11 protein-coding genes are annotated in these 14,735 nt (G+C 22.5%); all 11 read left to right on the top strand.

What is annotated here, in order from left to right:
- Window positions 1-12: 12 nt before the first annotated feature.
- The 11 genes from cmr1 (at window position 13) to IGS63_RS09655 (ending at window position 14,578) form a co-directional block, all read left to right on the top strand.
- Window positions 13-1,182, top strand: coding sequence for a type III-B CRISPR module RAMP protein Cmr1 (gene cmr1 / locus IGS63_RS09605; protein ID WP_190614505.1), 1,170 nt, complete (start codon window positions 13-15; stop codon window positions 1,180-1,182).
- A complete protein-coding gene (gene cas10 / locus IGS63_RS09610; RefSeq protein ID WP_190614507.1) occupies window positions 1,166-3,538 on the top strand; it encodes a type III-B CRISPR-associated protein Cas10/Cmr2 in 2,373 nt (790 codons plus the stop codon). Before cmr1 ends, cas10 begins: the two co-directional genes overlap by 17 nt.
- Entirely contained in the window at window positions 3,535-4,515 is a 981-nt protein-coding gene (gene cmr3 / locus IGS63_RS09615) for a type III-B CRISPR module-associated protein Cmr3 (protein WP_190614509.1), read from the top strand. Before cas10 ends, cmr3 begins: the two co-directional genes overlap by 4 nt.
- A gap of 1 nt (window position 4,516) precedes the next feature.
- Entirely contained in the window at window positions 4,517-5,338 is an 822-nt protein-coding gene (cmr4, locus tag IGS63_RS09620) for a type III-B CRISPR module RAMP protein Cmr4 (RefSeq protein ID WP_190614511.1), read from the top strand.
- 12 nt (window positions 5,339-5,350) lie between these two features.
- Window positions 5,351-5,728 (top strand): type III-B CRISPR module-associated protein Cmr5, encoded by a 378-nt coding sequence (gene cmr5 / locus IGS63_RS09625; protein WP_232521205.1) that lies wholly within the window; start codon window positions 5,351-5,353, stop codon window positions 5,726-5,728.
- Entirely contained in the window at window positions 5,725-6,702 is a 978-nt protein-coding gene (gene cmr6 / locus IGS63_RS09630) for a type III-B CRISPR module RAMP protein Cmr6 (protein WP_190614513.1), read from the top strand. Before cmr5 ends, cmr6 begins: the two co-directional genes overlap by 4 nt.
- Window positions 6,703-6,814: 112 nt before the next feature.
- Complete coding sequence (locus IGS63_RS09635; protein ID WP_190614514.1) at window positions 6,815-7,441, top strand: DarT ssDNA thymidine ADP-ribosyltransferase family protein; 627 nt, start codon at window positions 6,815-6,817, stop codon at window positions 7,439-7,441.
- A 12-nt stretch (window positions 7,442-7,453) separates the two neighbouring features.
- A complete protein-coding gene (locus tag IGS63_RS09640; RefSeq protein WP_190614516.1) occupies window positions 7,454-8,140 on the top strand; it encodes a DarT1-associated NADAR antitoxin family protein in 687 nt (228 codons plus the stop codon).
- A 99-nt stretch (window positions 8,141-8,239) separates the two neighbouring features.
- Window positions 8,240-12,484 (top strand): hypothetical protein, encoded by a 4,245-nt coding sequence (locus tag IGS63_RS09645; protein WP_190614518.1) that lies wholly within the window; start codon window positions 8,240-8,242, stop codon window positions 12,482-12,484.
- Window positions 12,477-13,280 carry a hypothetical protein gene (locus IGS63_RS09650; RefSeq protein ID WP_190614520.1) on the top strand — a complete coding sequence of 268 codons (804 nt, stop codon included), beginning with the start codon at window positions 12,477-12,479 and terminating at the stop codon, window positions 13,278-13,280. Before IGS63_RS09645 ends, IGS63_RS09650 begins: the two co-directional genes overlap by 8 nt.
- The gene (locus IGS63_RS09655) at window positions 13,280-14,578 is read left to right on the top strand and encodes a sigma-54-dependent transcriptional regulator (RefSeq protein WP_190614523.1); all 1,299 of its coding nucleotides are present in this window, start codon (window positions 13,280-13,282) and stop codon (window positions 14,576-14,578) included. The genes IGS63_RS09650 and IGS63_RS09655 overlap by 1 nt, the downstream gene beginning before the upstream one ends.
- Window positions 14,579-14,735 lie beyond the last annotated feature (157 nt).

Here is a 14,735-nt window from a genome sequence, read left to right on the forward strand (position 1 = left end):
GGGAATAAAAAAATGCAACTATTAAAATTAACTCTTGAAACAACATCTCCCATGTTCAATGGTAGAGATAATAACTTTGTTTTATTACCTCAAAGTATTAGAGGAGTTATGAGATATTGGTTTAGAGCATGTATTCCAAGAACTATTAATATAGGAAGAAACTATGAAAATTTAAAAAAAATTGAAGAGGATTTATTTGGTTCAACTGAAAGAAAATCTTCATTTGATGTTATAGTTGAATCTAATTATCAACAATCAATATCTAAATCAATTGCAGGTAATGTTTTTTCTGATTTTAAATATGGAATCTATGGTGCTGAATCAAAAAGATATTTAAAAGAAGGTACAAAGATAAACTTAACTTTTGTAATAAAAAGAAATATTGATGATTTAGATTATCTTTTATATTATTTAATGTATTTAATATCAAATATTGGTGGAATAGGAATGAAGAGTAGAAATGGATTTGGAAGTTTTTTAATAATAAAAAAAGATGAAAAATATCAAAAACCAAGTGGATTTGTTGATACTTTAAAAAAAATTGATGTTATAATGCAAAAATATGCAGAAAAATTAAACTTACCATTGGGAGGTACTATATTCAATGAAATACCCGACTTCCCAACTTTAACAAAATCAAATTATAAAGGATACACAAGTAAACAACGTTTTGTGAATATTCAACAACTATTTAAATTCCTATACAAAGCAGATATAGAAAATCCAGGTGCCTATATTCATTTAAAAAAGAAATATTTAAGAGGCGCTCATACTAAAAGAGATTCATTTGTAAGGTCTATAAAAGCTATTGAAAGATCAAGACCAGAAAGAATTGAATATAAGCAAGCTTTACTTGGTTTACCCATAAATTATAGAATAATGAGTGGACACCATGGAAATATAAGAGGTGGAAATTACACATTAAGTGGAGATGAAAGAAAAGCCTCTCCTGTTTATATTTCAGTTCACAGAATATTAGATGAGAAAAAAACGATAAAATATATATATAAAATATTCATAATAAAAAGTAAAATGAGTTCAAATAACAATCTGAAGTTTAAGAAAAAGGGAGAAAAAATAACTTTAAATGGATATTTTAACTTTGATTTTAAAGATATAGAAAAAAATCTTGTAAAAGCTAATCTTATAAAGGAGGTAAAAAAAATTGAGCACAAAAAATGATTTTTGGATAAAAAAAATAAATGCAATTATGTATACTCCAATTGAAAAAGTTTTTATTAATACAGATCATGAAGAGTTACAAAAAAATAGATTAAAAAGAATAAATATCGAATACATAAAAAGCAAATCAGAAAGTCTTGCAAATACTGCAGATAAAGTTTTATTACCAAACAAAAATGAAATTAAAGTTGATTTTAACAATGATGAACTATTATATATTCATCCATTATCTGGAAATAAATTAAAAAATGAATACAAAGAATTTGTAAAAAATATTAATGATAAAAAAGAATGGGAAATATATTTAAATGATTTATCTAAAATGAATTTAAAAAGTAATGAATTGTATCATAAACTTTGGTGGGATTTACCAAATGTATTGAAATACTCTTATATGTATCCAGCAGATACAAAGATACCAGATAATTCTATAATAGATCATTTAGATACAACAGCTGCAATGAGTAATTCTGAAAATATATCAATATTAATGTTATCAATAGGTCCTGTTCAAGAATTTATTGCAGCAGGAAGAAAAATAATTGATTTAAAAACTGGTAGTTATTTATTGTCTTATTTAACTTATAAAGGCATAAAGTATATAGGAGAAAATTATGGATATGATTCAATAATTTTTCCATCTATGCGAGAAAACTATTTTTTATCAAAAGATCATAATTTTGAACTTTCAAAAGAAGTTGATCCAAGTATTGCTTCATTGCCAAATGTTTTTACAGCAATACTTCCAACAAATGATATTGAAAAAATAGTAAAAGAAGTCGAAAATGAAATAAAAAATGAAATGAAAAAAATAAGTAATTATATAAAAGAAAATATAATAAAATTTGGATATAATGAAAAAAAGCGAGAAATGAATGAAAAAATAAAGTTAAAAAATTGGAATGAACTTTGGGATAAACAAGTAGAACAATTTCCAGTAATTATAGCTGTTCATCAAGATATTTCATCAAGCAATATAATAGATGAACATGTTGATTATACAAATGAAAATATAGCAAAAGAAGTTGAAAATGCTTTCAAAAATGTTATAAATACTAAAGAAATAAATAAAACAACTTTTTTCGGATTTGCTTCAGAATTAATTGGAATAAAATCAGCTATAAGAAAAGCAACAAGAAACTTTATTCAATTAAAAGAAGAGTTTGAAGAAACTGGTGATGATATATCGGCAAATAATAAAGCATTAGTATATTATAAATTTATAGACGAAGATAAAAATATAAAAACTGAAAAATTATCTGCATTAAGTACTATAAAAAGATATTTTTATAGATATTTAGAAGAAAAAACCATATATAAAAATGCTTCAAGAAAAATAAGAAAAGTTGAAAGTATAGAAGAAATAACTAAGGAATATAATATGGCTATACTCATGATGGATGGAGATAAAATGGGAGAATGGATTTCTGGAAGAAAAGAAGAAATTCCAAACTTTTTAGATAGAATGCATCCAAAGGTACAAAAAGAACTTGAAAAAATAGATAAAAATTATTATGAATTTTTAAAAAATACAAAGTATGTAATACCTTCTTATCAAAGAACTGTATCAAGAACATTAAATAATTTTACAAAGTTTGTTTCTAAAATAGTATCAAAATACAATGGATATTTAATTTATGCCGGTGGTGATGATGTTTTAGCAATATTTCCATCAAATACAGTATTGCAAGCAGCAAATGATTTAAGAAAAGTATATTCAGGATCAAGTTTAAATGAAAAAATAACCATAAAAAATAAAGAATACACCTTTAAAGATGGATGGGCATTTGAAAATGGAATACCAGTATACAATATGATGGGAGAAAATGCAACTATGAGTGCTGGAATATTGATTGCAAATCCAAAGTACAATTTAAAATTAGCCTTAGATGAAGCAAGAAAACTTGAAAAAATAGCAAAAAATAATGGTAGAAATTCATTTGCTTTAGGAAGCGTAAGAGGAACAGGAAAGTTTTCATATACTGTGTCAAAGTGGGAAGATAAAAAAGATATACTTAAAAGAGTAATAAATTTTTTTGAAACCTATTCAAAAGAAGAAAATAAGAGATCTATAAAAAGATTATCTTCAAAATTAAAAAATGAATATATTTCACTATCTAAAGATAAAGACATACAAGTATTAAGCACTGAAGAATATATAAATTATGTAGTTCCATTTGCTTTAAAGAAAAGAATGGAGTTAAAAGACACAACAATAAAAAATATAAAAGAAATATTAAATGATTTTAATGAATTAATAAAAAAAGAAGGTGGAAACTTCATAGAAATATTAAATATTTTTGATGAAGTAGAACATGCATTAAAAAAGAGAGACAAACGAGGTGAAAAAAATTGAAAAAAAGATTATTATTAGTTAAGCCTCTTGACTGGTTGGCATTTAGAACATCAAGAACCTTTTCTTCTAGTGGTGATACTCAATTTCCAAATACAAAAACATTTTATGGTGCAATATATGCAGAATTATATAGAAAAAACATATTAACTCCAAAAGAAATAAAAGACAAAATAAAGATGAAAAAATTAGATTTAACAGGGCCATTTTTATTTGAAAAAAATGATGAAATAAAAATATTATTTAGAACACCATCAATATTAAAGTATAATGAAGATACTAAAGAAACTTTAATGGGTTATATTGATGAAAAAATAAAATATGAAGTTGATGGAAAGGAATTAAATGGAATAAGATATAAAAGTATGAAAAATATAAAAGAATTAGAAAATTATTACATAACTTTAAAAGAGTTAGAAAAGATAAAAAATGGGGAATTAATTGAAAACAAAAAACCAATTGAATTACCTTATCGAATTGAAAGAAAAGTTGGAATAGAATTAGAAACCGGAAAAAGAAAAACAAAAAAGGGAATGTTATACTCTTTGAGCTATTATAGATTTAAAGAAAATTCTGGATTTTGTTTTTTTATAGAAAATGATGAAGAAGAAATATTAAAAGATATTAAAACAATACACCTTGGAACCAAAGGAAAAATAGCAGAATTAGAAATAATAGAAATAGAAACTAATCTCTTTAATAAAGTAGAAACAACACAAAAAATGGCAATATTATTAACACCAGCATATTTTGAAAAAGGAGTAATGCCAAAAGAAAATAAAAATTTAATAGGAATATCAAACTACAAACCAGAAACTATTGGATATTGGGATAGAGAAACAAATAAACCATCAGAACTTTTTAAAGTAGTGCCAAGTGGAAGCACTTATATTTTTAAAGAAGAAATACCAAAATACTTAACAGATGATTATGATCATTATGGTTTTGGAAAATATATCGAAATAAAAGGGGGCAATTAAATTGAAAGGAAAAGTAGCATTTTTATATTCAGTAACTCAATTACATGCAGGTAAAGGATTTGATTCAGGAGTTGTAGATTTACCAATACAAAGAGAAGAAGCAACAGGATTTCCAATTGTTTCTGGAATAAAAGGAGCAATAAGAAATGAAATAAAATGGGGAAGTGACGAAAAAGATATCTTTGGAGCAATGCCAGATAATAAAAATGAAGATTTAGCAGGAACTATAGCCTTTTCAGAAGCAAAAATATTCTTATTTCCATTAAGAAGTATAAGTCATGGATTTGTTTGGGTTACATGCCCTATGGTATTATCAAGACTAAAAACAGCATTTAAATTAACAAATAATAATAAAATAGAAGAAAAAATTTCAACAGTATTAAAAAATTTCAAAAACGAAGAATTATCAACATTTAACTCATCACAAGTAAATATAGAAGAATTTTTAGTAACACCAAAATATTCTAAAGAATTAAAAGAATTTTTGGAAGAATTAAAAGAAATAACTCCAGATGAATATTTATCAGATAAATTAATAAATACAACAGTTCTTTTAAGCGATAAAGATTTTATGTTTTTTGTAAAAAACTCAACAGAAGTTATGGCAAGAATAAAAATAAACAAAGAAAAAGGAGTAACCGAACAAGGTGCACTTTGGTATGAAGAATACTTACCAAATGATACCGTTATGTACTTTATAGTAAAAGAAATATTAGAAAAAAACACTTTAGAAAAATTAGAAGAAAAATTAAATGATAATTTTATAAACGTTGGTGGTAAAGCAACTATAGGAAAAGGTTTTGCATATATAAAAGTAATTTAAGGGGGATATAAAATGATAAAAACAGATTTTTCTATACAAAAGTGTGCAAAAGAAAGAATAATAATGAGAAAAGATAAAAGTTATGCTTCAACATACAGATCTTTGATAAAAGGATTAGGTTCTCAAATAATACAAAATGGACTTTATGGAACATTGGTATTTTTAGATGCAAAAAATAAAGAACATCACAAAGCCGTATCTGAAGATATAATATACTTTTTAAAAGAATCAAATATTTACACAACAAATGATCATATTTATGATTTTTTAGAAAAAGAAAACAACTTAATGTTAGCACAAGATAAAGTTTTAGAATTTGTTGGATGGTATAGAAGATTTGCTGATATATTTATACGAAATGATAAAAATACAGGGAGTGATAACTCTTGAAATATTTTAATCAAGAAACAAAAATAATAAAAAATCCAAGTTTGTACTATGATAAAAAAGTGTACAACATGAAAAATTATATTGAAAAAGAATCAGAAGAATTAGAAAAAATAATTAGAGAAATTAACCCTGGTAGAGATGAATTTGATTTATACGAACACTCTTCAAGAATTAATAGAAGCAGAAAACATAAAACATTTCTAAAAATATCCTCATTTCCAAATATAAGAGATAGAAAAAATTTTAGAAGAGAAAAAAATAAATTTACTAAAGAACAAAAATTTACTTTAGAACTATTAAAAGATGCAGAAAAAGAAAGATTATCTAAAAAATCTTTAGAAATAACACGAAAAACATATAAAAAAGTATTAGAAGAATATAATTTAAATAAATTCGATTTATCAAAACCATTAAATTCATTAAATATAGTAAGAGAAAGATTTATATATTCATTAATAAAAAATGGAAAAGAAGTAGTATCAATAAAGAAAAAATTACAAACTCCAATGCTTATTGGAATAGGTATTCCATCAATAGATGAAATAGGATTTTACTGGAATAGAAATTATGGGATTCCAACCATACCCGGAAGTACATTTAAAGGTGCATTTAGTACTTATTTTAAAGATTTAGAAATGAATGAAATAAAAGATGAAATATTTGGAACACAAGAAAGTTCTGGAAAAGTAATATTTTTAGAATGTATACCAACAGATAAAATAGAATTAATAAAAGAAATACAAACACCACATTTTGGAAAGTATTATACAGAAAATAAAGCTCCAAATGATATCTATAATCCAATACCATTATCTTATATGAGTGTTAATTCAGGTACAGAATTTAGATTTGATATAATAATAGAAAGTTCAAACGAAAAATTAAAAGAAATCCTCAACGAACACTTGGAACTATTTTTAAAATACTATGGTATTGGTTCAAAAACAAGTATGGGTTATGGTAGATTCAAGTAAAATAAAATTTATAAAATATATTTTAAAGGTGCATTAATGCACCTTTTTTTATATAAACTCCTTTTTAATGTCGAATAATAATTTGAACAAATTAAAAAAAGGAGGGAAAAAAATGTCAAATTGGTATAATAATGAATATTATTATGTAAAAAAATTGTACAACATTATTATGAAAAAGAAAGGATATATTTTACATGTAACAGAATATGAAAATTTAAAATCAATAATAAAGGAAAAAGGTATTTATAGTGTAAATAATTTAAAATGGAAAAAAATATATCCAAAATATATAACAGATAATCTTTCAAAAAAACTTGATAAAAAAAACAATACAAATGATTATGTAAAAGTAGCCTTTGATGAAAGTTATAACATGTTTTCTGCAAAAATATATTATAAAAAATTAAAAAATCCAGTAATTATAAAGATTGATCCAATAATTTTATTAGAAAAAAGCTTTAAACTATCTAATACAAATTCAACGAGTAATTATGCAAAGATAGGTAATTGCAGTGAAATATTAGATTTATTAGATTTTGATATTATATATGAAAGATACGGAATAAGAGAAAAAAATAAAAATTATATAAAATCAAAAAAACAAGCAGAAATTTTAATAAAAGATAAAGTAGATTATAAATATATAAAAGAAATTATTTTACCATATGAAAAAGATAATATAAAATCTTTTAATATTAAATTAAAAAAGGCAAATATTTATAATTTATTAAATGTTTAAGGTGGTGAAAATATGGCAAAAAGATTAATATTTATTGTTTATCCTTTAGAAAAAAAAGAAGTTGAATTTGAATGGAATCCAGGATTTTCAATTGTTCAAAAAAGAAAAAATATAGAATCATTACATAAAAACGCTAAAAAAATTGGAATAAATAAAATATTAGAAATATCTTCAAAATCAGAATCACAATTAGGAATACAATTAAGTGCATTTAATTTAAAAATAAGAACTTCAAAAGGAAGGTTTCATTTAGAAAATATTTTTCAATCTAGTAAAGTTTTTGAAAATGGTGGTCCTTATAATGATATACTATATTTAACTTCAAAAGATGCTAAAAAAGATGAAAGATTAAAAAGTTCAGGTAAGTTAAGATACTTTAAGTTTGATGGTGAAAAATGGGATCTAATTCCAATAACAGCATTTTATGATTATTTATATTTTAATGCATTATTAGAAAGTAATATTGATTTTGATTTATTGTTAGAATACGAAGCATTTAGCGATATAGAATTTAATCATAAAAAATCATATAATTGTCAAGCTGAAGCACTATCTAAATTTATGAATCTATATAAAAATCATAAAATTCCAAAAAAATATTTTAATGAAAAAAGTATATCAAAAAATAATTTTTTTAAATTAATGAATTATGATAAAAAAACCAAAGATACTCTCAATAAAACTTATTTATTATTTTAATAAATACTTTATTCCCTCTTTAATATATATTTAGACTTTTAAAAATGGACTAAATTATGTTAAAATATATATAGTTATAAAAAAACAGGGGGAAAAAATATGATATTTAATACTTTAAAATCAGAAAAATTAGAAGAAATTTTAAAAAATTTTTTTAATTATGTAGAAATAAACTTAAAAGATATAAATCCAAAACTTTCTAATAAAGTAAAAAAATCAAAATTTAAATTTAATAATGAAAGAAATTTATTTAATGAAAGTATTGAAATAGGGAAATTATATGATATAGAATTTATTTATGATGAAAAATCAACTTCCATTTTTAAAGATATTGCAATTTTATTTCCAGACGAAAATGGCTATTATTATTCAGGTTCTAAAAAATTGTATTCTCCTTTTGTTATTTTTGATAAATATTTAACGAAAGAAGATGAAGAAGAAACTGTAGAAGAAAACGAAGAAACTGTAAAAATTAACGAAGATAAAAAAATAAATACTGAAATAGATTTTGATAATTCATTAATAATTCCTGGTTATTTTTTAGCAATATTCTCTACTTTTTTAAGAATTGTAAATGCGAAAAGAAAAAAAAATAAAGATGAAAATGATCTATTAGGAAATTCAATAAACAAACTTATAAAAACAACAGGAGTTTGGTTATACAAATATGATGTAAAAATTAAAAAAAAGATAAAATCAATTTATGTAAAAATCCCTGTTTTTTTTGAACCATATGACTTAAATTATATAGAAAAATATACTAATCCAAGAAAAGTTGTTTATCCAAATGAAAAAGTAAATGAAAAATTAAGATTACCTAACAAAACACACATTGGTATCGTTGATATGCTTGAAACCCCTGAATCCAAAAAAATAGGACTAACTTTAAGCTTAATTGATTCTGAAAACTTAAAATATGATTTTAAAAATTTTAAATTTAAAAGAGACAATGAAAATATATTATCATTTGCAACAAAACAAATTCCTTTTATTCTTCATTCAGATGGTGCAAGAATATTAATGGGATCAAAAAACTTAAAACAAGCTGTAAAAGTAAAAGATGCTGAAAAGCCCTTAATTTCTACAGGAAATGAAAAAGATTTTATAGGAGTTAACGCTTTAACAATTTATGGATTATTTAAAGGATTTAATTTTGAAGATGGAATAGTAGTATCAGAAAGTTTTGCAAAAAAAATGGAAACAACTTTAATAGAAGAATCAAAATATATTATAAAAGATACTATACCACTTGACAAAAACCCAAAAATTGAATCAAATAAATGGATTTATAATGCTGGTGAAAAAAAATTAGTTATAGAATGGGAAAAAAAAGAAGGTGATTGGGTTTATTTTAATGATATTATTGCAACCGTTAAAAATAATAAAGAAATAAGATATGAAGGAAAATATCCAGCACAAATAAAAAATATACCTAAAACGCCTGTGTATCCATATAAAAACTATCAAAACAATATTTTAATTGAAATAAGAATTCAGTACTCAGTAAAAAAAGAATTGAATATTGGTGATAAATTAATGGGAAGACATGGAAATAAAGGAACTGTATCGAAAATAATCCCTGATAATGAAATGCCTAAAGTCTTTTTTAACAACGAATATAAAAGTGCAGAAATTATTTTAAGCCCTTTGGGAGTTGTTTCAAGAATGAATTTAGGGCAATTATATGAAGTACATGCTTCTATGGCACAAAAACATTCTGACTTCAAAAAATATGAAAATGGAATTGATCCATTAAAAACAGCTTATGAAGATAAAGATGAAATATTAGAATCTTTAAAGAAAATAGGGGCTGATGAATACGGAAGATTTAAAGTTGAGTACGAAAAATATACTTGGTATTTAACAGCTGGATATCAATATATTGTTAGATTAGATCATTGTGTTAAGGATAAAATTCATTTTTCAGCTATTGCAAAAGAAGGTATTTTATCTTATCAACCATTAAAAGGAAAATCAAGAAATGGTGGGCAAAAATTTGGAGAAATGGAATTTTGGTCTATGTATTCATATAATAATGAAAAATTAGTAACCCTTTTTTCTGAAAAAAATTTGAATAACAAATATAATAAAGGTAATAATATATATTCAAAATATCCTGAATCTTACTTTAAAAAATTAATAAATGGATTTGATATTGATTATAAAATAAATAAAAATTTAAAATCAGAATTTTTTTGTACTAAAAATAAAAATAAAGAATTATTAGAATTTTTAAATATTTATCAAAAAAATGAAGTTGAAAATTATTATCAATACCTTGTTTTAAAAAAAATAATAAATAAATTAACAAAAAAAGATATACAAAAATATATACTTCTACTTTTAAAAGAACAAATAAAAAAAGAATTAAAAAAAGAATTAAAAAATAAAGTAAAATTTGAATTAGATAAAATTATGAAAAAAATAGATGAACCACTAAAAGAATTTGTTGTTGATAACTTCAAAACCAACGAACACATAATTAAAATATTAAAAAATAATATTTCTAATGAAGATACTTTAAATAACCTAGAATCTATATTAAATAAAAATTATGAAGAAAAAATATTCAAAAATATAGAAAAAGAAAAAGCTATACTTACAAATAAATTAAAAAAATATTTATTTGTAAAAAATGGATACTTGAAAAAACTAGTTATTGCAAGAAGATTACACTATTCAGGAAGAACAGTAATAACTCCACAACCACTAACTTATATAAAAGAATTTGACTTAAAAATGGATATAGATACTGTATTATTACCAATAGAATTTGGAATTGAATTTATAGATATACAAAATAAAAATATTTTAAAAGCTAAAAAAGGAGATAATAAAAAAAGAATTGAAATAGCAAAAGAATTAAATAAAAAAGTTTTAGAAGAAGAAAAATATGTACTATTGAATAGACAACCATCATTATTTAGACACTCTATACAAAGTTTTAAAGCAAGATTTTGGAATAATTATACAATAGGATTACCAATAAATGTTTGTGAAGGATTCAATGCTGATTTTGACGGTGATACAATGGCAGTATATTATCCAACTGAACAAGAAATAAATGAAATAGAAAAAATGCTCCCTTCAAAAAACCCTTTAAAAATAAGTGAAGGAGAACTAAGTTATTCAATAGATCAAGATATGATATATGGACTCTTTTTATTAACAAACAAATCAAAATCATCTATAAAAAAAGACTATGTTAAAAAAATAAGAAAACTTTTAGAAAATAAAGAATATAAAAAAATAAAAGAAATGATAAATAAAGAAATATTGAATGAAGCATTAAAAAAAGCAACAGAAGAAAATTTAACCCTTAGCATTTTTGAAATTGATAACAATACAGAAAGCATGAAAAAAATAAGAAATTCAAAATGTAGAGGAAATGATGAACAGTATATTCAATTAAATCAAAAAATAAAAGACATATCTGATGATAAAGGATTTGTGCATGGTATAAATAAAGAAATATACTTTAACCCAGAAAAGGGAATAGCAAAAAGAGCAAGAAGAACCTTAATGGATAAAAAACTTCACGTTGCAGATGCTGGATACTTTACAAGAGTTTTAGTTGAATTTCTTGGAACAATAAAAACAAAAAAAGAAATAGATGACTTCATAGAATACGAAATTGATTTAAATGAACTTAAAGAAGGAAAATATGGAAAAGAAAAATTTTTATATAGATATATAAAATATAATAATAAAAAAATATTATTAACCCCAAATGAATTAGAAAAATTACCAAATAAATTTATCTTGTTATCACCAAAAGTAATCGAAATAAACAATAATTATTTTGTTAGCAGTAAATATTGTGGAAAAGATATATCAACATTAAATGATTTTACAAATGATTATATAGGAATAACAGCAGGACAAGTTTTAGGAGAAAGAGGCACACAACTTTCAATGGAAACTTTTCACTCTGGTTCAAAATCACTACCTATGGCAACTGTTAAAACTATAATATTTAAAGAAGCATTTAAAAAAGATACATACTTTGATTTTTTAAAATCTTTGGATAATAATGAAGAAATTAAAGAAAAAATGGGTATAAACAAAGATAAAGATAAAGACAAATTTTCTTTATTAGAAAAAATAAATCCAAATTCAATTTATTTTGAACTTTTATATAATTTTGCTCAATATTTAAAAAAAGAAAAGAATATAGATTCAATAAAAAAATATTTATCAAATATTGATATAAGAGGTCCTTTAACCTGCATGAGCTTTGAAAGTGGCCTAAATGTTTTAGAAAAAATTGAATTAAATAAAGAATATATTGAAACACAACCAAGAATAAAATATGCATTTTTTAGGAGTGATGAAAATGAATAAAAAAATCCACTTACAGCAAAAACAAAAAAATCAATTTTTAACTAAAACAAAAAAAACAGACTTTAATTATATAAATATCAATGGAAGTTCTATAGAAGAACAAGAAGAAGAAATAAACGAAGATGATTATAGTAACACTGAAATTTCAAAAAAAGCAAAAGAGGAAAGAAATTTAGAAACTGAAATAGACATACCAAAAAAAACTATAACCTTTAAACTATTAAAAACAGATGAAGAATATGTTTTAATAAATTTAGGAAGTATAAAAATAAAAGATGATAAAATAGGAAAATATGAAAGTTTAAAAGAAATATTCAAATCCTTTTTAGTTATTGAAAAAGTAACACCAGAAAAATTAAATGGATTAGCTATAGATAGCAGAAATAAAAATGAAAAATATTTTATGTTAGATAGAGATTTTATAACTTATAAGAATATTGAATTATTAGATGGATGTGCCTATCCACTAAGTAATCTTACTAAAAAAAAGAAAAAAGAGGAAAAAAATGAAATTGAAAAAAACAGAAAATTTAGAAAATTCATATTAGATAATAAAAAATTAATAGAAGAATTTTTGAATAAAAAAGATAAAAAAGATAAAAAAATTTCTTTAGATGAATTCATTAAATTACTTTCAAATTGGATATTTTTTGAAGATAAAGAAGAAGATAATATAAGAAAGAAAAAAGCCAAAGAAAAAAAAGCAAAAAAACTAGAACTTGATATAAAAGATTATAGTGAATCTAAAGTTGTATTAAATACATTAAACGAATATATGATTTTAGGAGGATTTTAATGATATATATAGAAGAAGAATACGAAGATTTAATAAAACCAATAAAAAATTATTTAAAAAAACAATTTAAATCAAAAGAAGAAAATATAGATATTAGCAAATTTTTTACAAAAGAGTTTAATAAATGTACAATTTATATTGGAAATATAGATAAATATAACAAATACAAAGAAGAATTTAAAGAGATTGAACCTAAAAAAATAATTTTAATCATAGATAAATATTTAGAAAAAAATATTTTAGAAAATTTTTTTAATTATAATATTATAGGAGTATTTAGAAAAAATAAATTAAATACTGAATATGAAGAAATAGGTAAACTTGAAAAATTATTAAAAAATGAAATTAGAAAGCTAACTTATACAAAATTAGAAAAAGAAGATAAGTTTTATATTAAAAGAATTGCTTATAAAAATATTAAAAATTGGAAATTCAATCCAGAATTCGATAATATAGAAGAATTTTATAGAAAAAGAAAATATATTTCTATATTTTTAGACATAACTATGCAAAAATTTTCAAGACAAATAAGAACTATTTTAAATGATTTTTATGAATTTAAAGAAAACTATGAAAATACTAAAGAAAAAACTTTTAATGTTTTTCCTACTCTTTTAATAGAAGGAGAAACAGGAACTGGAAAATCATTAATTGCTGATATTATTTCTGATAACCTTCTTTTTGGAGAAACAGCATACAAATTTTCACTTGTAAATATAGAAAAAAATTTAATTGACTCAGAATTATTTGGATATAAAAAAGGCGCTTTTACTGGAGCAGATAAAGATAAACCTGGAAGAATAGTTTCTCATAAAGAAGAATTAATATTCTTAGATGAAATATCAGAAATACCCATAGAAACACAAACTAAATTATTATTATACTTTGATGATAATAAAGTTTTACCAGAAGGATCCGATGGAGAACCAGAATACGCACCAGCTTTTATAATATGTGCAACAAACAAAAATATAAAAGAAGAAATAAACAAAGGTAATTTTAGAAGCGATTTATACCACAGATTTAAATATAAAATAAAAATACCATCATTAAGAGAAAGAAAAGAAGATATAAGATTTTTAATAAATTTTATACTATTAAATCCATTCATTAATAAATATGATAAAGAAAATAAAATTTATAAAGTAGATAAAATCTCGCTAGAAGCCATTGAAAAACTAGAAAATTATGACTATCCAGGAAACTTTAGAGAACTAGAAAGTATATTAAGAGAAGCCTTGAATATTGCATATTTTGAAAAACAAGATATAATCTTACCAAAACATATAAATATATAAACAAATAAAAATAAATGTGTTATAATAAACACGAATGTAAAGTTTCCGGAACATTGGCAAAAATAAAAAATCGCATAAATAAAGGATTTGAGCAAAACAGGTTTGGAACTAAGTAATAATAGGTATTACAGACGAAATGGTGGTAGAAAATGAAGAT

The sequence above is a fragment of the Tepiditoga spiralis genome, from assembly GCF_014701195.1.
GTDB classification, from domain to species: Bacteria; Thermotogota; Thermotogae; order Petrotogales; family Petrotogaceae; genus Tepiditoga; species Tepiditoga spiralis.

Excerpts from the sequence above, each read along its gene's own strand:
- IGS63_RS09655 (WP_190614523.1), top strand. The coding sequence starts at position 13,280 with ATGATATATATAGAAGAAGAATACGAAGATTTAATAAAACCAATAAAA.
- IGS63_RS09650 (WP_190614520.1), top strand. The coding sequence starts at position 12,477 with ATGAATAAAAAAATCCACTTACAGCAAAAACAAAAAAATCAATTTTTA.
- IGS63_RS09640 (WP_190614516.1), top strand. The coding sequence starts at position 7,454 with ATGGCAAAAAGATTAATATTTATTGTTTATCCTTTAGAAAAAAAAGAA.
- IGS63_RS09635 (WP_190614514.1), top strand. The coding sequence starts at position 6,815 with ATGTCAAATTGGTATAATAATGAATATTATTATGTAAAAAAATTGTAC.
- IGS63_RS09645 (WP_190614518.1), top strand. The coding sequence starts at position 8,240 with ATGATATTTAATACTTTAAAATCAGAAAAATTAGAAGAAATTTTAAAA.
- cmr1 (WP_190614505.1), top strand. The coding sequence starts at position 13 with ATGCAACTATTAAAATTAACTCTTGAAACAACATCTCCCATGTTCAAT.
- cmr5 (WP_232521205.1), top strand. The coding sequence starts at position 5,351 with ATGATAAAAACAGATTTTTCTATACAAAAGTGTGCAAAAGAAAGAATA.